Source organism: Paraburkholderia sp. 22098 (genome assembly GCF_052045935.1).
In the GTDB taxonomy this organism is placed as follows: domain Bacteria; phylum Pseudomonadota; class Gammaproteobacteria; order Burkholderiales; family Burkholderiaceae; genus Paraburkholderia; species Paraburkholderia caledonica.
On sequence record NZ_JBQEPV010000023.1, the window covers coordinates 1 to 19,991 of the forward strand.

General features: G+C 57.6%; 16 protein-coding genes. 8 read left to right on the plus strand and 8 right to left on the minus strand.

Translation table 11 applies throughout. The features are described 5' to 3' along the window. Together ACTJLB_RS30850 and ACTJLB_RS30855 are read left to right on the plus strand one after the other, a co-directional pair. Positions 1-1,096 (plus strand): hypothetical protein (locus tag ACTJLB_RS30850; RefSeq protein ID WP_440785504.1); only part of this gene is annotated, 1,096 nt, incomplete at its 5' end. Positions 1,097-1,285: 189 nt separating this feature from the next. Next, complete coding sequence (locus tag ACTJLB_RS30855) at positions 1,286-1,546, plus strand: hypothetical protein (RefSeq protein WP_440785505.1); 261 nt, start codon at positions 1,286-1,288, stop codon at positions 1,544-1,546. 144 nt (positions 1,547-1,690) lie between these two features. Here the strand turns inward: ACTJLB_RS30855 and ACTJLB_RS30860 are convergent, their stop codons facing one another. From ACTJLB_RS30860 to ACTJLB_RS30885, 6 genes are all read right to left on the minus strand, one after another. Beyond that, the gene (locus tag ACTJLB_RS30860) at positions 1,691-2,299 is read right to left on the minus strand and encodes an H-NS family nucleoid-associated regulatory protein (protein WP_440785506.1); all 609 of its coding nucleotides are present in this window, start codon (positions 2,297-2,299) and stop codon (positions 1,691-1,693) included. 136 nt (positions 2,300-2,435) lie between these two features. Beyond that, positions 2,436-2,720, minus strand: coding sequence for a PAAR domain-containing protein (locus tag ACTJLB_RS30865; RefSeq protein WP_440785507.1), 285 nt, complete (start codon positions 2,718-2,720; stop codon positions 2,436-2,438). A 46-nt stretch (positions 2,721-2,766) separates the two neighbouring features. Then, positions 2,767-3,873: an Imm72 family immunity protein gene (locus tag ACTJLB_RS30870; RefSeq protein WP_440785508.1), complete on the minus strand. Its 1,107-nt coding sequence runs from the start codon at positions 3,871-3,873 to the stop codon at positions 2,767-2,769. Further along, a complete protein-coding gene (locus ACTJLB_RS30875) occupies positions 3,870-5,426 on the minus strand; it encodes a hypothetical protein (RefSeq protein ID WP_440785509.1) in 1,557 nt (518 codons plus the stop codon). Before ACTJLB_RS30875 ends, ACTJLB_RS30870 begins: the two co-directional genes overlap by 4 nt. Positions 5,427-5,428: 2 nt before the next feature. Then, complete coding sequence (locus ACTJLB_RS30880) at positions 5,429-8,197, minus strand: type VI secretion system Vgr family protein (protein ID WP_440785510.1); 2,769 nt, start codon at positions 8,195-8,197, stop codon at positions 5,429-5,431. Positions 8,198-9,322: 1,125 nt separating this feature from the next. Then, positions 9,323-9,898 (minus strand): TetR/AcrR family transcriptional regulator, encoded by a 576-nt coding sequence (locus ACTJLB_RS30885; protein ID WP_440785511.1) that lies wholly within the window; start codon positions 9,896-9,898, stop codon positions 9,323-9,325. Positions 9,899-10,093: 195 nt separating this feature from the next. Here ACTJLB_RS30885 and ACTJLB_RS30890 point away from each other — a divergent pair, with 195 nt between their 5' ends. After that, positions 10,094-10,798 (plus strand): glutathione S-transferase family protein, encoded by a 705-nt coding sequence (locus tag ACTJLB_RS30890; RefSeq protein ID WP_440785512.1) that lies wholly within the window; start codon positions 10,094-10,096, stop codon positions 10,796-10,798. A 198-nt stretch (positions 10,799-10,996) separates the two neighbouring features. Further along, entirely contained in the window at positions 10,997-12,466 is a 1,470-nt protein-coding gene (locus tag ACTJLB_RS30895) for an NAD-dependent succinate-semialdehyde dehydrogenase (RefSeq protein WP_440785513.1), read from the plus strand. A gap of 586 nt (positions 12,467-13,052) precedes the next feature. Here ACTJLB_RS30895 and ACTJLB_RS30900 read toward each other — a convergent pair. Then, a complete protein-coding gene (locus ACTJLB_RS30900; RefSeq protein ID WP_440785514.1) occupies positions 13,053-13,940 on the minus strand; it encodes an H-NS family nucleoid-associated regulatory protein in 888 nt (295 codons plus the stop codon). 621 nt (positions 13,941-14,561) lie between these two features. Here ACTJLB_RS30900 and ACTJLB_RS30905 point away from each other — a divergent pair. From ACTJLB_RS30905 to ACTJLB_RS30915, 3 genes are all read left to right on the plus strand, one after another. Continuing rightward, positions 14,562-15,677 carry an alcohol dehydrogenase catalytic domain-containing protein gene (locus tag ACTJLB_RS30905; protein ID WP_440785515.1) on the plus strand — a complete coding sequence of 372 codons (1,116 nt, stop codon included), beginning with the start codon at positions 14,562-14,564 and terminating at the stop codon, positions 15,675-15,677. A 13-nt stretch (positions 15,678-15,690) separates the two neighbouring features. After that, positions 15,691-16,233 carry a cupin domain-containing protein gene (locus ACTJLB_RS30910; RefSeq protein ID WP_440785516.1) on the plus strand — a complete coding sequence of 181 codons (543 nt, stop codon included), beginning with the start codon at positions 15,691-15,693 and terminating at the stop codon, positions 16,231-16,233. Positions 16,234-16,408: 175 nt separating this feature from the next. Then, positions 16,409-17,479 (plus strand): porin, encoded by a 1,071-nt coding sequence (locus ACTJLB_RS30915; protein ID WP_440785517.1) that lies wholly within the window; start codon positions 16,409-16,411, stop codon positions 17,477-17,479. 116 nt (positions 17,480-17,595) lie between these two features. Here ACTJLB_RS30915 and ACTJLB_RS30920 read toward each other — a convergent pair whose 3' ends face one another. Further along, positions 17,596-18,558, minus strand: coding sequence for a LysR family transcriptional regulator (locus tag ACTJLB_RS30920; protein WP_440785518.1), 963 nt, complete (start codon positions 18,556-18,558; stop codon positions 17,596-17,598). A gap of 474 nt (positions 18,559-19,032) precedes the next feature. Here ACTJLB_RS30920 and ACTJLB_RS30925 point away from each other — a divergent pair, with 474 nt between their 5' ends. Next, positions 19,033-19,983 carry a 3-carboxyethylcatechol 2,3-dioxygenase gene (locus ACTJLB_RS30925; protein WP_440785519.1) on the plus strand — a complete coding sequence of 317 codons (951 nt, stop codon included), beginning with the start codon at positions 19,033-19,035 and terminating at the stop codon, positions 19,981-19,983. Positions 19,984-19,991 lie beyond the last annotated feature (8 nt).

Here is a 19,991-nt window from a genome sequence, read left to right on the forward strand (position 1 = left end):
ACCGAAACCGCTGACGCCTGATCGTGATCACCGTCGCTATAATCCATTGACCGCGCAACACCACCATCCAGACCGATCACGTTCGCCGAAACGACTGATCACCATCACCGAAATCCGCATCCAGAGCGACCTCCGCGCCGGTGTTGTTCCCTATGACTCGCTCGCCGAACTGTCGTTCGAACTGGGCCTTCTTCCACTTCGTTGGGACACCTGTTCGCTTTCGATAACGGCACACACAGTGGTCGGCGTTGACCTCACCCGGCACGTGCGCAATGGCGTCGCGCCGCTTGCCATTCGCGCCGCCCGTGGCATCGATATCTCTCACGCGCATCTTGGGTATCGCATACAAGACCGGACCGGCCGCGCATCGGCGCGCCTTTCAGTTGAGGCCGATGCATTGCAGTGGCATGACGAGGACGAGTACCTGCGAGTCGGCGAACTGACCGTTCCTGTTCCTGAAGGCTCGGTCGTGCAATGCTTTGCGTCTTACCGGGGACGGTGGACTCACCAGGGCTGGATAAGCGACCCAGACAGTTCCGCAAACCTGCGGCGCCTCGCCCACGAGGTATTCGATACCAATCTCGACGGTATCCGGCGGTCGCTGTTCGACATCAAGCAACTCAAGCAGAATGCGCGCACCTTGGAAGCAGGTGTCGCCAACCTGCTGTTCCTGCACGGCTTTGCGGTCGACCCGCTATCGAGCCAGTTCATGACCGAGGCAGCCGACCTGCTGGCTTTTACGCCGCAGGGACATATTGCCGTCGTGGAGTGCACGATAGGTGCCATCGACAATGACGGCAAACTGTCGAAACTGCTCGCCAGGACCGTCGCCCTTTCCGAAAAACTGAAGGCGGCAGGAAACGCACACCTCAAGTGCATGCCGGTTGTCATCACAACACTGCCTCGCGATGCAATTACTGACCTAGAACTGGCCGCGGAGAAGGGAATTGTCGTGCTCGGCGTTGAGGACCTGCAACAGGCGCTTGAGGAAACGCAGGTACCGCGTGAGGCTGACCGAACCTTTGACAGGTTGTGGGCATCGGTCCATTCGACGCAAGCGTCACTGTTCCCGGGTGATGCTCTTCCTGGACAATGAGGATGTGCTTGCGAAAACCACCTTCATAAATTTTCATCATGCCGCAAAGTAGCGCAGCGACTGTTACGAGAAGAGGTATCGGTTCTGTGCTTCTTTGGGACAGTGGCGCGAACATCATCGATGGGGCGGCTATTGAAGCGACGCAAGAAGGTGCCACATCGGAAAAATCCAATTCCACTGTGCCACTGAATGATAGCTAGCCCGATAGGAATCGCCTTGATTGCAACGACGCTCGCCTTCGCCACAGCAGGCGATGCAAATGCCACAGGCTGCCTCAAGGGAGCGGTGGTGGGCGGAGTCGCCGGACATTACGCGGGGCACCACGCTGTCGTCGGTGCGGTCGGTGGGTGCGTAGTCGGCAGACACCTTGCGAAGCAGCACGCTCAAGAACGAGTCGAGCAGCAGGCACAACAGCAAACCGCGCAAGGTCAGCAAACACAGCCGCACTAAAACTGGTGTTCTTGGGCGCGCCCGGTGGGGCCGACAAAGCTTCGGTCTCACCGGCGCGCGGCCCCGGCGCTCAGTTCGTCAGCTCGGCATCAGCCATGACCGACCTCACCGAAACGAGCCCAGCCGCGCTCTCGCGCGGTACTTTTATGCCGCAGCCTTTTTAGTCGGTGCCTTTGCACTGACGGCCTTCTTCACAACAGCCTTCTTCGCCGCCGGGGCCTTCTTGACCACCGGCTTCCTGTCGGCCGCAGTAGCGCCGTCAATCAAAAACCGACTGCGGTCCTTAGCGTTCGCAATCCACGCCGGCGCGCGACCGCGTCCACTCCACGTCGCACCCGTCCGCGGGTCAGCGTACAACGCAGGCTGGGGACCCCGCACGTAGTTGCCGGCCTTCGCTGACTTCTTGGCAGCAGGAGCGGAAGACACTGTGTTACCTTCAACCAAAAATTTAGAGCGGTCCTTAGCGCTGGCAATCCAGCCCGGCGCCCGGCCATGACCCGACCATGTCGCCCCCGTCTTCGGGTCACGGTACCTTGCGGCCGAAGTCGACGACTTGGCGGCGGCCTTAGCGCCCGGCTTGGGTCCACGTTTCTTGCCACCTGAATGCGAATCGATGTCAGCGGTGGTTATGCCGTGTTCTGCCATCAAGCTCTTAATCTTCTCGATAACAGCATTCGACTTTTTCGCGAGCAGCGCGTCCGCTTGCGCCTGTAGTCTCTGAATTTTTGCTTGCAAGGATTCGAGTGTCGTCATTGCCGTTTCCGCAGTTGAGATGCTGCACTATGCCATGCTGATGAGTGGGTCGGCTAGTTATACGCGGAGCTATTGTGTGAACGCTTTGGGCCTTTCGCTACCGCAGCATTTAGTGCGACCGCCTTCTTGTAATTGGTCATGGCGATAAGGTGCCGGTTGCCTGCGATGCCAAGAGCTTCGGCAAAGGTTCGCATTTGCACTGACATAAGTCGTTTTCCAAAGCCACCTGCTTGCCCATCACCTCCATCGTCCGAGGCGAACCATCTCCGATGATGACGCCCTCCGCGCTGCAGGTATTGCAAAAGACCGGGGCCCCGACATAGGCCAACGGACGACCGTCGAACGACGAGCCGGCAATACCGTCAAGCACCACGCCGTTACTGTCCGTGTTGTCGCCCTTCAAGATGAACCGACGGCTCATGTCACTAGCTTCCTTTCCTGAATCCAGTTGTCGACAATGCGTCCCATCACGCTCGCCTGACGAGACGCCACGTGACCCAGTGAACACGGCGCTCACCTGAACCGGGGACGCTCGCGAGAACGTCGGGCATGACCTTGCCCTCCGATACCTCGATGCGATGATTTTCGAAGTCTTTCGCTTCCCAAATACCGGTTACCGGGCAAACGTCACCTGTCCGTACCTCAATCTCGTCCGCGGGTTGGCCGTGGTCTGTTGGCGCGTCCATCGGCGCACGTTCAATGAAATATTCGGATTCGTCCGGAATGACGCCGTCCTTGTATCGGGTGTCTTCCCACAGGAGCCGCCAATGGGTGCTGACGTTGTCTACCTTGCCTGTCGCCGCATGAACTTCTCCCGTTATCGTCGGCGCTCGGGTGCCAGCTACGAGATAGTTAAAGCAGCCCTCGTTCTTTTCTCTTTTTGCGCCGAAAGCGATAACCCCAAGTACTTTCTCGCGACTTATTGCTACCGGCTCCCATATCCCATCGACCGGAACTTCCTGACCCGAGCGCACAATCTGCTCCGCACCCAGAGGCACTTCTGGCAAGTTGCTCGGAAACACCGGATAGGGGAGCTCGTAGAACTCGTACTTATAAGCGTCTGGGTTCAACAGTCCGCCGGGCGATGTCCAGTGTGCCGATAAATGCGGAAGATATGGCACCTCGAGAGGAGACTGCTCGCCGTGATACTCTGACGCGCGCATTAGGCGATTTAGCGCCTCCACCTTAGGCGGATAAGGAGCGTCCTGCTGACCGCGCTCCCAATAACGGGGGTCTGTAAAGAAGTAACTCGTGACAGTGTAGTAATTCGTAATTGCCGACCGAAATGGTTGGCCTTCGCGCCAGACGAAACGTCGGCCTTTCGCCAACTCGTCCAAACCTTTGTTATACAGACTTAACATCTCGTAGATGGTTGGGAGCAGGTCCGCAGACATCTGCTCCGGGTCGCTCTTTGGCCACGTCCTGAGCGCCTTCTCGTAGGCATTCGTAAACGTTTCCCATGCGTCTCGCTTTCGCGCCCAGAGCGAATAGCTGCTCAACCTCTTCAGTAACCAGAATACTTGACGTCGTGTACTGTCGTCCTGCATATCGTACTGCGTCATCAGGTAGCTCACTGCGCTCGCTCCTCGTTCCTGCTTTCAACGCGTAGGCCAGCTGTTGCCTTGGCATTTGTCACTTTTGTCTGAATTTCGTCACTAGCCAGTCTCCTCGTTTTCACCGCACCGTGAGTAGTCGAGGAGAACTTGCTATAGCCATACACATCTTCAACGTTTGTCCAATGAGTAGGAAAAACCTCCATGCGGACTCCGTCTACCATCATCGATTCTGCTTTTCCCGTTTCTTTCACGCGTTCACCAACGACGTTAATGTGCTCGGCAAATTTTCCCATATCGATGACAAGCTGCTTGCCACCACCCTCCAGGTATTGAGCAGGCCGTTCGATGCCAAACTGCTCGGCGATTTGACCAGCCCACGCTTTCGCCTCTGGCATGCGCTTAGCGAGGTCGGCCGGAAAGTGGGCTACCACTAAGCAGCCGTTGCCATTCCACTCGTCGAGCACAGCCGCTCGCACCCGCCACTCTTCTGCGTCTTTGGGCGCAGAACCCAGCCCCCAAAACGACGGCTGATTGTATCCAGCCGCAGAGCTTCCGCCGGGAGCGCGTGTGCTCGGCTTCCCGAAAGCCCGATACACAGATTTTCCTGCCAGGTCATTGGCGTCCATGGCGACGACTTCACCATGAAACGTGGACAGTCTTGTAAAGACGTCTGCATCACCGGTCGCAACGGTTTTGCCCTTTCGCTGGAGAATATCCGGCCACCCCTGGTCGATTTTCGGCTGATACTTTGCACGGATTGCCGCTTCAACTTTGCCTTTATCGGCGGCGCATTCCGTCGAAGCGAAGCGCCCCCGACGAATTTCTCGTGCGAGCTTGCGCTCCTCAAGATACGCTTCAGCCTCACGTTTCACCCGTGGCATGCCACCCGTGGCAATCTCGTGAATCTCGCCACGATAGACCATGTTCTGAAGGGTCTTCAACTTCGCATCGAGCTCCTTGACAGCCTGGGGAACCATCTGGTCAGCAAGGTCCTGAAGGGCGCGAAAACCGTCGCCAACACGTGCGAGTTGCGCGCGCCAGACCTCCGGCAGAAGTTGTCCAACGCGAGCTTTCAGAGAACGCTCAATAGCCAGACGCACGGTTGCGCAGAAGTCTTTAACCTTAGAGAGCAACTGTGACTGGTACTTGCCGACGTCGAGCGCCTTCAGCCACTGCGGCGCGTCGCCATGCCCCATCCGGTTGAGGAACTGGACAACCTCCCGCAGAAGTTCTGCATCCTTCGCAGCGTCACCCGCCACCCGTAAAGCGAGGCGGCCCACTCCCTTGATAACGCCACCGACAACTGGAATCAGCGCGAATGCGAGAACGATGAGCAAGACCCACTGCATCACCTCTTGCCGCTTTCGCGGGTCCGAACTCATTCCTATGCTCACAGACAGCAGGTCGCGCACGGCCGTGACGTCACCCACCAGCGGAATCATGCCGATGGCGGCGTCAGTAATGACCTGGCTGATAGTCTGCTTCTCGTTGAATGCGCCCTGCAGCGTGCCCCAGCACCACTGTCCCACCTCCAGCGAGGTGGCCTTGAAATCTTCTATGCTCCAGCTCACTGTCACGCTCCCCCGTGCTTCTGAATCAGCGAATCGATGTCAGCCTCGGACAGTTGTTCGCCTTTAAAGTCTGGATTGCTGGTTTTGTCCTTGCGGGCGTATGAGCGTGTGTCGGGTCCAAGCTCTACCTTTACGGGGCCCACTGGGACATCGTTAAGATTCATCCGGCCCTGTGCGTCCAAAGTGCCTTGCCGCGTGCTACCGTCGGATAGCGTGGCAACGTATTTCGCCCCCTGAACCGGTTCGTCGTCGTGGTACAGATACTGCATTGCCGTATCGTTTTTGGATGTCGGCAGCACTGGCAGCGGGTATGAGGTACTCGTGGGCCCGTTGAATGAATGCTGGCTACCCTTGATGTCTATCTTTCCGGGAGCATGGATTTCAATGTTGCCGTCAGAGATACGGATGTACGCGCCACCGGAGGTCAGCAGAATTTCCTGGTTCGCTGCTGCCTCAACTTTCTCCGTGGCGGACAGTAACCGAAGGGTCTTCTGGGCTGTCAGCTCGACGTTGTCCGAATGGGCTTGAATCTCCACCTTGCCCTTCGCGGCAAATAGTTTCATGCCGGCGTTCTGGACGAAGAGGCTGATACGTTGCGCCACGCTTGCGACCAATGACTTGCCTGTCGCTATATGCGTGCTCTGCCCGCTGACAAGATTGAGCTGCTCGTCCGCCGCAACATGCGTCGAGCGTTGGGTCGACAGCGCAATGCCCGCCGGGCTCGCGAACAGCATCACGGGCTCCTTGAAAGCGTTAGCGTTGCCCGTGCCTCCGCCAGCTGTATTCCCTCCTGATGACGCTCCCGAAACGCTGCTTTGTGTCGCATCGGTGAACGCTTGCAGCGACTCCCGTCCCTCCTTCAGGCTTTCAGCCTGATGGGTCTCGCTGGCATCCGATAACGACTCCAGCACACTCTCGGAACTGACGAGCTGCTGCTGCGCGTCACGGACATCAAGCGGCTGGCTCGTCGAACCGTTCGCGGGATGCGTGGACACGTATAGACCTTGCCCCGCCCGAACAGCGCCGTAAGCGTCCGACTTCAGGTCAAATCCGCTGCCCAGATATGAGCCGCGGTTGTTTCCTGACTGCTCGACGAGATATCCCAGATGCAGATGCGCATGGGTGCTGGTCGAATATAGATGAACACGATTCTGGCCAGTCGAATCGTCCATGACCAACTGGTTGTAGCCAGCGCCGCCGAACTCCTTGGACTTGTACCCTGACAGCAATCCGTTCGAATGCCAGTGCGGCGATTTCTCCGCATTGAAAACGCGGCCAGTGACGATAGGCCGGTCACAATCGCCGTCAAGGAAAGATACAATGACCTCTTCGCCGACGCGTGGCACGTGAACGCCGCCATAAGCTGCGCCCGTGTCTGAGTAGGCCACCCGCACCCAGCAGGAAGCATTTTCATCGCCGCTGTTCAGTCGGTCCCAATGAAAGCGGACCTTGACGCGGTTCAACTCGTCAGTGAAAACTTCAGCGTTGGCCGGCCCGGCGACCGTAGCGGTCTGCATGCTCATCACCGGCTTGGCGTGCTCGAACGGGCTACGGAATGGAACGGTGCGGCGCTGGAGTTCAGCTTCAACGAGATAAAACCCCTCGCTCCCGTCGCCGTGAGCGACAACAAGCCTCGGTGCGGCGCCTGCATGCGCCGCGCGCACCCGCGACAGCTCCGTCGAGAGACTGTGCGGGAAATCAGCCGTGGTGGAGACAGGCAGATTGTTTTCGATGTACCAATGCGTAGCAATGACCGCGAACTGCCGCTGTTTGTCTGGGTCCCGGTCGTGCTCCGGGTGGCCTTCGAGCTGGAACCACTTTCCGGCATCGATGTTCCGTACGCCACCAACAGCCATGAAGCGCTTCGCCCGTGACTCCCACTCCTCCATCCGGATTCTGGAGAGGTGGTCGCCGCGGTCCTGCGTCAGATGCGTATATGCGCCGGTATATTCGTAGACCTCGGTCTGGACCGGCAGACTGCCGTGAGTCGACAACGTGGGCACGTTGGTGGACTTTTCAGCGCCGGGAGATTTGTAGTCGAATGTCCTCGTCGACAACGAGGAACTATGCAGGGTGCGTGAACCCGCCCATTGAACCCAGGCGTCAGACGAAGTATTCGTACCCGCACGAGCGAACTGCAGGGTCTCCGGTACCGTTGGCTTCAGCGAATACACGTCGTCCGTTATCACCAGCGTGTGCGACTTACCATCGTCGGCATGCTCGAAATAGCCGAACAGGCCTTCCGACTCCATCAGCCTCTGGGAGAAATTCCAGTCGTCTTCATATTGAACGCAAAACGACCGCTGCGGCAGCGGCGTTCTCAAATCAAAGCGGAACGCACCCTGCGCCTGAGGATGACCGTTGAAGACGGTCGAGAGTATTTCATCGACCGTTTTATCCTGAAAGATGCGCGCGTCTTTTCGGAACCGCAGGAAATGCATCCACGATGCGAACGTGAACTGATAAGTAGTCAGGTTTCCGTCAGAGCCGAGGCGCCGTGCCGTATATACATATCCATGGTGAGGCAGATACGACTTGTTGCTGGTCTGAATCCAGAGAGTGACGGGTTGCGCGATGAGCGTTTTCAATTCGAGCGTGTCGCGCAATGAGACGGCGTCAACCGTAAATTCAAAGTTACGGCCAATACGCGACGTGCCGATGACCCGTTGAGGCAGAAGAACGCCTTCGCCAAGCGGCGTGTCGAGCTTTAGTAACCTTTCGGATTGAGATATGCCTGCGTTAATTGCTGACACAAGGTCCTGCGCGCCCATCTTTCTGGTCCCCGGAAAATCCGATTTCGAAGCGTTCGAAATCATATGATGAAGGCGGATATCGCACAACACCGGGTGCACCCTGCGCTCTGACTGACACGCCAATTAAATATTTCAGCTGGTCATAATTGACCGACGCCGGCAGTCCCTGCAAAACTGGTTCCGGGCCTCCCGCTCGTTAAATTTCATAGATATTCGCGCAATCCTTGCCTTCAGATTGTTAAATATTGCAATTAACGGCTGTGCTTTTCGTTATCGCTTCAGACTGCCTTCGTTTTCAGTTGGTCGTTAGCCAAAACATCGCACAGTTGGAAGCGGGAACTGCCAAAAGGCATATGAACGGCAAGAACAAAAAGCAATCCGACTACGCTGTTTATGCAAGATGAATAGAAAGAGAAAGGGGGTTGATTGGTCGTCTAACACGACATCCGCACTGGATACGCTACTGCCTCTTACGTGACAGTCCGTCCGTTCGCCGTCGTTTCGTAATCACCTCTCGCTCGTCCCACTGGGCGCAGGCGACGGAAAGGGGCACCTGCTCAGCGACCTCATCGACGTGCTATGGATGGCTTGGTATCCGCGGGAGGCCGGCTTTGGAACGTCGGGCCTGCACTGTTTTCGAAAGCTGCCGCGGCATCGGAACACTCCGCGGCTCGGCTCAGGCAACAGCAGCAGATGTATGGCAGGTACCGTTGTACTTGTTGTTTTGAAGCATGGTCATAGGTGACATCGGTAGCGGTTACAGGCATCTGCTGAACCAACAAAACTTGGAGGGCGACTGCGTGCTAATTTCAGCACATGTTATCCGTCGGAGATACGTGCACATCGCGCAATCGTTCTGCGGCGCAATGACAAGGGCCGCCGCGTGACACTGCTATCACCGCGCAGCAGTCCCAACCCGCTCAATCGACGTTGCGAGGGCAGAGACGAATTTCGCGCGCACCGAATCGCCCCTTTTCAGACCGTCAATAGAAAAATCTGGGGCAACGTCGAATTCCCCAGTTATCCAAATGGAATTCCGCACAACGTGCAGGAGCAGATTGAGCATGAGCTGCATACTTATCCGCGAACTGGAATACGAGGCGTACTTCCTCACGGTCTACGACATCGTGGTCGAACAAGCCGCTAGCTTGGAAGAAGACCAGCTTTACGATAGTCCTCAACCAGCGAATCGTAGGCCGCTATATCAGCGCGGCCCCTCGCCATGAGCTGCGCGCCAGAAATGGCGGCGTAAATGGCGCGCGCGCGGCCTGCGCTTTCTTCGGATTTCACCGCCCCGGCGGCAACAAGCACTTTCGCCAGCCAACTGATGTTCACATCGGCGAACCTCTGAACTTCCTTCTTCACCATGTCCGGCAAGTCATCATATTCAGCGGCCATGAAGCTGCATAGACACATGCGATTGTCGTTCTGCAGCGCCGTCCTGAATGTATCAGGGTATCCGCGCAAGCTGAGAATCGGGTCGCCGGTGGCAGACAGTCGCGCGTCGAGCATCACGGCAAACTGCTCCGCATACCGTTTAGCCACTTCGGCGCCCAGCTCGGCCTTTGTGGGGAAGTGATGGTAGATGCTGGCGGCCTTGATGCCGACCTCCGCCGCGATGTCTCGGAAGTTCAGCCCGCCATACCCGTGCGCCCCCGCGACCTTTGTCGCGGCAGCAAGGATGTTCTCCCTCGAATTTGAACCGCCTTCAGTTTTCACCAGCGCTACCTCTTTTTGCAAAATGTGTTGACAGGCTCGATTCTATCTCATAAGGTTCATCCTACCAAGTGGCAGGTAGGAACGCTTGGCGATGAGCACCCAGCAACGCAAGTTGCTTTTTTTGCACCGCATTAGCCTACCAAGTGGCAGGTAGTCTGTTTCTTGGTAAGCCTTCCCAATCTTAGGAGTCGCACCATGTCGTCGAAACTTCAAGTCTTCACTTCGCCCTCTGCCTTCCCCAACCCGCAGCGCCTGCGGCTCTTCATGTACGAGAAAGGCATCGCCGAGCAGTTCAACGAGACGATTTACGATATGACGCCGGTTGGCGAGCAGCGCGGCTGGCGTCACCTGAAGATGAATCCGTGGGGCGAAACGCCGACGCTCCAACTGGCCGACGGCAGCTTTATTTCCGAGACGGCGGCCGTGGTTCGCTATCTCGACCAGACTTTCCCGGGGCGGAAGATTATGGGCGAGACTCCACTGGAGCAAGGCCTCGACAACATGTGGGACAACCGCATCTGGGTTCACATCCTGTACCGAATCGTCACGGCCTTCCACGTGCTGCACACCGGACTCGGTTTCAAGCTTGAACTGACGAAGAACGAAGCATGGGGTGAACACAGCCGCAAGGAAGCACTCGCGCATGCGGCCCTGGTCAACCAACACCTGTCGGATGGACGCGACTGGCTGCTCGGCGGTGAGGAACCTACGTTCGCCGACATCACGCTGGCAACCGCAATCGCGTTCTCCAAGTTCCCGGTGAACGCCACTCCGCTTGACGAGCGTTTCGAGTTCCTAGACGCGTACTGGAAGCGCTGGCAACAACGCCCGAGCTTCAAGGCGGCCTACGCTGACCGTCAGAGTGGTATCCCGGAGCTGGACAATCCACAAGGAAAGTAAAGCAAACAGCTAAAAAGGAGCTCTCTGGAATAGCGGCCTAACAAATCAATTAAATTAGGTTTCCTAAATCGGAGATGTTCCCACCAGAAGGCGTCACGCCTATGTATGCACGATTCTTTACCGCAAGAGATACCTCCTTATAACCAGGGCATGGGCTCCTCTCAGCCTTGCTCCTGAATCCGAAAACGGATATACGCTATGAACACGTTCACATTGGATGACATTAAGGTCGCTGGTTGGCTAAAGGAAGCGAACTACGTTGCCGGGAACTGGGTAGGTGCCGACGACGGCAGCACTTATGATGTCGAGGACCCGGCAACCGGAACACGCGTCGGTACCATTCCTTGGGTTTCCGGTGCTGAGACGGGCCGTGCTATCGATGCAGCACAAGAAGCCTTTCTCACCTGGTCAATGACGACGGCAGCCGAGCGGGCCGAGAAGCTTCAACGGATGGCGCAACTGGTCCGAGACAATCTGGACATCCTCGCAACGATGCTGACGCTTGAGCAGGGCAAACCCCTCGCCGAAGCGCGTGGAGAAATGAAGCTTGGTGCGGACTACATCCAGTGGTTCGCCGAAGAAGCGCGTCGCATCAATGGCGAAATCATCCCCTCGCCGTGGAAAGACAGACAGATTCTGGTGACGCGCGAGCCTGTTGGAGTGGTGGGGGCGATTTCACCGTGGAACTTCCCGTTCTCGATGCTCTCCCGCAAAGTTGCGCCGGCGCTTGCCGCTGGTTGCACTATCGTCATCAAGCCATCGGAATTCACTCCCTACTCTGGCCTGCTATACGCGGTACTGGCTGAAAGAGCTGGCATTCCAGCAGGCGTCGTGAACGTCGTCACGGGCGACGGCGCTGCGGTGGGCGGCGAACTTACCCGGAATCCGTTGGTTCGCAAGATAACGTTCACGGGCTCAACCCGTGTCGGAAAGCTGCTCTATAAGCAATCTGCTGACAGCATGAAGAAACTGTCGATGGAGCTAGGCGGCAATGCACCAACTATCGTTTTCGACGATGCCGACCTCGACCTCGCTGTCGAGACCGCTGTGGCAGGCAAATTCCGAAACAGCGGACAGACATGCGTATGCACGAACCGCTTCTACGTGCAGGATGGCATTTACGATGAGTTTGCGCGTCGGCTGACGGACCGCGTCAAGAAGCTGAAGGTCGCCAATGGTTTAATGGAGGGTGCCGACCAGGGACCTCTCATTAACCTGGCTGCGGTTGAGAAAGTTGAATCGCAAGTCGAGGATGCCAAGGCGAAAGGTGGCCGCGTGTTGCTCGGCGGAAAGCGCCATGAGCTCGGCGCCACATTCTATGAACCGACTGTCATCGCTGACGCGACTCCGGACATGTTGATTGCGCGTGAGGAAACCTTTGGCCCAGTCGCTGCACTGTTCCGCTTCAAGGACGAGCACGAAGCAGTCGAGGCGGCGAACTCGACGGAATTTGGTCTCGCCGCCTACTTTTATACTCGAGACCTGGCACGTACTTTCCGCGTATCGCGGGCGATTCAAAGTGGCATGATTGGAATCAATGCCGGGGTCATTACGACAGCCGAAGCACCATTTGGTGGTGTGAAGGACAGTGGTCTTGGTCGAGAGGGCTCGGCGCACGGCATCGAAGAATACCTCAACTTGAAGTATCTCAGCCTCGCCGGTCTGTAAGCGGCCCAGACGATGGTGCCAAGGTCCTGAAGATGGAGAGCTTGCGCGCGGCCAGATTTCAGCGCGCAGCGCGTCCCATGCGAAATCACCCCCCTCCGGCACGGTATACATACCGCTGGCCGTTCCGCGGACCAGCCGCGTGACTGGTCGGACATCAACGGCAGCGGTCGCGGGACAGCCGGTACTGTGGGATAGCCTTGAGATACCGGACGGGTTGGCGATGTTAGCGCCCTGAGGCGAACGGCTGACGGGCGACGCTGGCTCCGAGGGGCGTCTCTTGATGCTTGGAACGTGTCTGAAGGCCTCGCTCTGGATAAGGCGGGGCTCAACTTCACCAAGGGGCATTCACAAAAACAAGAGATGTACGCTAGAGCGAACGCTGAGACGTCGCAAGGTGCTGCATTAGCCAGATTGAAAGCACCATTGGCGAATGGCGTCGGACAGTTCCCCGAGGTCTTCGCGCTGCAAGCAACGCTCAGTTAGTTGGCCATGGAACACGCTATTTCGAACGGCTAAGAGTCGGACAGTCTGTGTGCCCGGTGAAATGAGAAACCTGCTAATTTCACCGGGCTCCCCGCAGATGCGATTAGACCGTCGCTGCTACGCCAGACTCCACCGGAGCCACTGGGGCAGATACGTCCTTGTTCTTGAGGGGCACCTTCTTGGCAGCAGCCTTCTTCGCCGTCGGTGTCTTCTTGGCAGCAGCCTTCTTGACCACCGACTTCTCGCCGACCGCAGCAGCGCCGTCAATCAGAAACTTGCTGCGGTCCTTCGCATTAGCAATCCAAGCGGGTGCTCGTGCACGTCCACTCCAGGTCGCGCCGGTCTTCGGGTCACGATAGAGCGCCGGCTGCGGTCCGCGCACATAGTTGCCGACGGCTTTTGCCCGGCTTGCACCCTTCGACGTCTTCTTGCCGGCAGGTCTGGCCTTGCCCGCAGTCCCCTCAGTCAAAGCGACCGTCGCTTGACCGCCACCTGCAATCAAAAATTTGCTGCGGTCCTTGACGTTAGCAAGCCACGCAGGCGCGCGTCCGCGACCGCTCCATGTCGCACCACTCTTAGGGTCGGCGTAAAGCGCCGGCTGCGGGCCGCGAACATAATTGCCGGCAGTCGCTGCTTCGCGGGGAGGAGCGGGCTTCGGCGTCGCCGGACCCCCGTCAACCAAGAATTTGTCGCGGTTCTTCGCTGAAGCAATCCATCGGGGCGCACGTCCGCGTCCTGACCACGTCGCGCCCGTCTTCGGGTCGCGGTACTTTGCGGCCGAAGCCGACGACTTGGCAGCGGCCTTAGCGCTCGACTTGGGCCCACTTTTTTTGCCGCCAGTGTGCGCATCGATGTCAGCGGTCGTGAGACCGTGTTCTGCCATCAAGTTCTTAATCTTCTCGATAACAGCACTCGACTTTTTCGCGAGCAGCGCGTCGGCTTGCGCCTGCAGTCTCTGGATTTTTGCTTGCAAGGATTCCAAGGTCGCCATTCGCGTCTCCGCAGTTGAGATGCCGCACTATGCCATGCGGGGGGCCGACGATAAATCCCCAAAAGTAAATCGAACAGCAGCAGTTGCTTGGATTGACCGTCCCGCCGGGTACAGCAATCGAATAACCTGGGACCCGCCCGCGCCGGCCAGCTTCCAAGCCGCATTCTGGTTGCGTACTGCGTCCTTCCCGCTTCGGCATCCACGCCTTCCCAGCTTCATGACGGCACAAGGCGCCCGGCGTACTTCGGCTGTTGGCACAGCGCTTCCGGCGGTGCGCTGACGTGCCCGTTGCAACCGTGTCCGCGGCGACCAATGTGGATAACAGCTATAGGTGGATTGCATAACTGGGAACGCAAGCTCTACGGTAACTTAGCCGCGGACAGACTGTCGCAGCGAAGGCCGCTAACACACCTCCGCAGTACCACGACGACGCACGAATCCATTGAATCAGACCCAACCGATTGCGCCGAGGCGACGGTATTAACCCGAGGCGCGCGGGCGCAGTACAGGCGCATGCAAGCCGGACGCCTGCTAGTTCAAAGTTCTGAGGTGCCGTTGGACAGTCCGAGCCTCGAAAGACGATTTACGACAACGTAAACGCTAATTTAAAAGGAGACAGGTATGACGACGATGCGTGCTGCACGATTGCATAAAGTTGGTGAGCAATTCAAGGTTGATGAGATACCCGTTCCCGAGCCGCGCCCCACTGACGTACTCGTTAGGGTGAAGGCCTGCGGCGTCGTCCCGAATCTCCACAACGTGGTAGCTCATTATCCCGAGTGGTTTCCGTTTCTTCCCCTGCCCAAGCTGCCAGCAATCTATGGCCTCGACGCGGCCGGCGTGGTTGAGAAGGTGGGAAGCCACGTTCATGGCGTGAAGCCTGGCGACCGTGTGTATGTGAATCCCGGCCTCTCGTGCGGGAGTTGTCCCGCTTGCCGACGCCGTGACAACATCAACTGCCCGGCGTATACATTTCAAGGATATTTCGGCTTCGGTCCGGGCTCGCAACAGATTTACGAAGATTATCCGTATGGCGGTTTCGGCGAGTTCATGACGGCGCCGGCCACCAACCTAGTAAAGCTGCCGGAATCAATATCTTTTCAGCAAGGCGCGCGGTTCGGCTACATCGGCACAGCCTATGCGGGTCTTCGGAAGGCGGGGCTCGAAGCCTCGCAGACACTCATCATCGACGGAGCGACCGGCACCTTGGGTCTCGGCGGCACGCTGTGCGCGTTGGGTATGGGGGCTCGAAAAATCTTCGCGACCGGTAGAAACAAAGAGTTGCTCGCGCAGCTGAAGGAACTGGACCCTGTGCGCATCCGGCCAGTCGTACTCGGTGAACGCAGCGTCCATGACATCGTTATGGAAGAAACGGATGGCTACGGTGTTGACGTCGTGCTACAGGCACTCGGTCCGCAAGCTCCCGTCGCTGCCGTACTGGACTCATTCTCGGCACTGCGCCGGGGCGGTAAGGCTGTATCTGTAGGGGGCGTCTCGGACCCAATCCCGCTCGAACCGTTTCCGCTGATGTGTCAGCAGAAATCTCTTATCGGCTCCCTTTGGTTCACTCCAGCGGAAGGCGAAAACATGGCGGCGATGGCCGACTCCGGCATGTTGGACCTCTCCGTCTTTGAGCATGAAGTGTTCTCGCTAGAACAGATTAACGAAGCGCTTGAAGCAGTGAATCACCGCCATGGCGGCTTCACGAACGTGGTTATCGACCCGACCATCGCCTGAACGGGAGCATGCCATGATTCGACGCATCGTTACCGTCAACGACAAAGACGGGGTCTCGACATTCTCTACCGACGGACCTTCACCTTGGTGTGCATCGTTCAAGTCCATCCCCGGGTTTGAAGTCAACATGCTATGGGCCACGGACGCCAGCGACTCCCCTGCGGAAGCCGACTTCCCTGACAGCGGCGAAGGTCCTCGCTCATGGGTACCGGGCCCGGGGGGCAGCCTGGTGGTCGTTGTGACCTTTCCCCCTGTTAGCGTCATGATGAGCGACCAGTTTGATGGCATTGCCGCGCATCGGGAGCAGATGGAAAAGCTGCCTGGCTTGGCCGAGCGGTTCGAGGCGGAGAATCCGGGTATGCATTGCACACCGACTTTGGACTATGGCGTGGTATTGGCCGGCAAAATTTGCCTTGAACTCGACAACGGTCAAACGAAGGACCTGCAGGCGCATGACGTTGTTGTCCAGCGGGGCACCCGCCACGCTTGGCGCAATCCTGGTCCACATCCCGCGACCGTTCTTTTCGTAATGCTCGGCTCCGCATCGAGCAGCTAGCGCGGCAAAGCTCGAGATAGCCTTCTACCGTCCGTCGGCGGTAGGAACCCGCTCGCCTCAACTTTCCCTCGGCCACTTAGGCGAGGAACACACGGGGTATTGCATTCGGACCTTGGCCTGATGCCTCGGCGCCGGGTCAACTAACGCCAACGCCTTCGTATTAGATAGTAATCCTATGAAAAATAAACTTGTTGTCCTCGTCTTTTCAGTTTTCCCGCTGGTGTCGCAGGCGCAAAGCTCAATCACGCTTTTCGGGATTCTCGATAACGGAGTAAGTTACGTTAGCAACTCAGGCGGCCACTCGGTTGTTCAGATGGCATCGGGTATCCAGGCGCCGAACCTGCTAGGATTTCGCGGTATTGAAGACCTCGGCGGGGGACTGCAGGCCATCTTCGTTATGGATTCCCAGCCGAACCTTAACAATGGGACCCAGCAGGGCGGAGCATTCACTGGTCGTGAGTCTTACGTAGGTATTGCTTCCACTTACGGAACAATCACGTTGGGCAGACAGTTCGACTACATGTTCGATAACCTGTCCATCGAACGATGGGGGCATGAGATTCCATACGTGAGCCTGTATCAGCTACCGGGTGGGCCGTTTGCGAAGCTGGGTACACCACTCGGCACTTTCGACTACACGAGAATTGCCGGGGGTGAGGCAACCCCCAATGCGGTCAAGTTCACATCGAGGTATTACGGCGGCCTTGACTTCGGCGCAATGTACGGTTTTAGTAACCTCGCTGGCCACACCGGAAGCAACAATCTCATGAGCTTTGGGGCCAACTATCTTCATGGCCCTCTTCGACTCAACGCGGCCTACACCTACTCGAAGGAAGATGGGATTGACAACGGGCGTTCCGGCATTCGCAACTTCGGAGCTGGCGGGCGCTATGACTTCGGAAAATTTGCGGTTGACGTCCTTTACACGAATACCCATAACACGTTTACAAATGGGCACGTCGATACGTACGAAATCGGTGGCCTGTACACGTTCGCGCCAGACCTGTTTCTTTATGCACAGTACATTTACGCCAAGGGTAATCCTGAGCTGACAAATAACCACGCCAACCAGGGCGGCGTGACGGTGGACTATCTGCTTTCCAAGCGAACCGACGTATACGTCAATGCCATCTATCAGCGCGCAAGCGGTGGCGCTGATGCATTCGCTTCTATAAATGGGACGTTTGCCACGTCTTCAAGCGCGAATCAGACTGTCCTGCGCGTCGGAGTGCGAACTTTGTTCTGAGATTCCGGCAGGACGACGAGGGAGCCGACTTGCCCGCGTGGCGCCTCCAAGAGGTAAGCCACGCGGGTCTGACCGCGTCGCTGACCTTGGACCCGTTGAATCGGCCGGCCCATGAATCATGACTCTTCGACCACCTCGATGGTGGTGGCTGGAGAGGATTTGCTCGCTCGCTCTGCACCAAGCCACACGCCGCGGCTCAGAATCTCGTCCACAAGTTGGAAAATTAGCTGTTGACCTTCGCGAACTGCCTGCGAATGAGAACGGGCAGAGTTCTCACACAACGCCCAAGTCATATACATGCCACGAATTGGGCTCCACGAGACGGCTTTCTCCCAACGTTCATTTCCGCTTATCGCGCAGCACGGAGTGACCGTGTCAGCGATGCCTTGGCGCGCCAGGTCTATGGTCAGCATCATCGCGTCGATTTCGAATTTGGTCTTGAACGCTAACCCTCGCCGCGAAAGCGTGTTCTCAATCTGCGTCCGGATAACGTTTGGCTTGCCAGGTAAGGCAAGTTGAAGATTATCGAGGCGCGATAGCGGCACGGGCCGGTCAGGCCTCAGTTCCGCGTCCTTCGCTGATACAAGGACGAGAGGCTCGCGGATGAGGGGGGTATGAATGTAACCCGCTGGCGGTGACCCCTCGAAGGGCACGATGGCCAAGTCCAGCATGCCGGCATGCATTACTTCTCGCAGCTCGTGACTGGCGCCCTCATGCACTCGCAGAGACACGCCCGGATATTGTTCAACAAGTCGACCGATGTATTGAGATGTGAACAGGTGCTGCCATGAAGGCGGCAGGCCGACAGACAACTGCCCAGCCGCCCGGTCGCCTACCTGCTCAACCAGTGTGGTCAGCTGCCGGAGAATGGGACGGGCTCGCTCCAGCAGAAGAGTGCCCGCGTCCGTCAGCAGCACGCCACCTTGGGTTCGCGTGAACAGCTTTGCGCGAATTTGATGTTCCAGAAGCGCGATATGGCGTGAGAGCGCCGGCTGAGACAAGCGCAAGTCGGTGGCCGCCTTGTTGATACTGCCGAGTTCGGCGACACGAAGGAAATACTCAATAAGTCGCGAGTCCATGAGATTGTCTCCTGCTACACCTCAGGCGACTAACCTGGGCGCTTGTTATCCATAAAACGATTATGGCGTAAAAGTTCAGGCGACCCACGTAGGGTTTGCCATGCGCGGGATTCCTAGTCGCGTCGTGACGTCTCCCTCTGCAGGCTAAGCCCGTGTAAATGACTGTTTTGCCGGGGAATTTCGGAGTGCAATCCTACAAACGACCTCTCAGTGTTGGTTTTTATAAGGGTTGTTACCGATAAACGGGAATCGGATGCCACCTATAGAGAAGCCGCATTATTCGAATAACAGGCGCGTCGCTACTATCACTTCACGCATCTCCACTCAGTCGTTGCCGAAAGCGACCGAGATGCCAGCCGTCGACATCCATGTCGACGCACAGGAGTGTCCATACGCCTCGGCGAATGGAAAAAGACCAAAGGTCTGCTCGACCAAGTGACAACGACGAGCACGGCCATAGATAGGAGACAGACCGTGCCGCTGGCCGTGTTAAGCGCATCGCATACCCCATTGATGAAAGGTGGGATTACGACTGACGAAGTCCGTGGCGCAGTGAAGGCCGGCTTCCGACAGCTCGCCGAGCGCGCCGAACGCTTCAATCCGGACCTTGTTATTCAATTTGCGCCGGACCACTTCAACGGTTTCTTCTACGACGTCATGCCGAGCTTCTGTGTCGGCGTAAATGCGACTTCGATTGGCGACTGGGACACAGGGGTCGGGAGCCTGCCTGTCGCTTCGGCAGAAGCACTGAAGCTTAGCGAGGCTTTACTCAACGACGGCATCGACGTAGCGGTGTCATACCAGATGGCCGTGGACCATGGGTTCGTACAAATCTGGGAAGAGATGTTTGGCTCGTTTGCGACGTACCCGTGCATCCCGGTCTTCATCAATTGCGCTGCGCCACCGCTGCCGACCTTCAAACGAGCAAGACTTCTCGGCGAGTCCGTCGGTCGGTTTGCCGCCGCTACAGGTAAGCGCGTTCTCTTCTCTGCCTCCGGTGGCCTGTCACACGACCCGCCGACGCCCAGCATAGTTACCGCACCCGACGATGTTAAGGCTCGCCTCATCGACGGACGACACCCGACCGCCGAAATGCGGCAGGCCAGAGAAGAACGTGTGCTTGCTGCGGGAGTCCGTGCGCTCGAGGGGCACCCTAGCATCCTGCTGGTCGACGCGGACTGGGACAGGCGCTTCATCGCGCAGTTGCAAAGCGGGAACCTGAGAGATTTTGATGCCTTGACGACCGCAGAGGTTCGAGAAAAAGCCGGTCGTGGTGGTCCCGAGGTTCTGGCGTGGGTCGCCGCCTACGCAGCTCTTGCTGTGAATGGCGACTACAAGGCCGACCTTATCTATTACGAGGCAATCCAAGGATGGATTGCCGGTATGGCAATGATGTTCGCCGAATCAAAAGCTTCGCATGTTTAACGTCGATG

Coding starts and splice junctions, on each gene's coding strand:
- ACTJLB_RS30910 (WP_440785516.1), top strand. CDS start 15,691: ATGATTCGACGCATCGTTACCGTCAACGACAAAGACGGGGTCTCGACA.
- ACTJLB_RS30860 (WP_440785506.1), bottom strand. CDS start 2,299: ATGACGACACTCGAATCCTTGCAAGCAAAAATTCAGAGACTACAGGCG.
- ACTJLB_RS30905 (WP_440785515.1), top strand. CDS start 14,562: ATGACGACGATGCGTGCTGCACGATTGCATAAAGTTGGTGAGCAATTC.
- ACTJLB_RS30855 (WP_440785505.1), top strand. CDS start 1,286: ATGATAGCTAGCCCGATAGGAATCGCCTTGATTGCAACGACGCTCGCC.
- ACTJLB_RS30900 (WP_440785514.1), bottom strand. CDS start 13,940: ATGGCGACCTTGGAATCCTTGCAAGCAAAAATCCAGAGACTGCAGGCG.
- ACTJLB_RS30915 (WP_440785517.1), top strand. CDS start 16,409: ATGAAAAATAAACTTGTTGTCCTCGTCTTTTCAGTTTTCCCGCTGGTG.
- ACTJLB_RS30920 (WP_440785518.1), bottom strand. CDS start 18,558: ATGGACTCGCGACTTATTGAGTATTTCCTTCGTGTCGCCGAACTCGGC.
- ACTJLB_RS30895 (WP_440785513.1), top strand. CDS start 10,997: ATGAACACGTTCACATTGGATGACATTAAGGTCGCTGGTTGGCTAAAG.
- ACTJLB_RS30890 (WP_440785512.1), top strand. CDS start 10,094: ATGTCGTCGAAACTTCAAGTCTTCACTTCGCCCTCTGCCTTCCCCAAC.
- ACTJLB_RS30880 (WP_440785510.1), bottom strand. CDS start 8,197: ATGGGCGCGCAGGACCTTGTGTCAGCAATTAACGCAGGCATATCTCAA.
- ACTJLB_RS30865 (WP_440785507.1), bottom strand. CDS start 2,720: ATGAGCCGTCGGTTCATCTTGAAGGGCGACAACACGGACAGTAACGGC.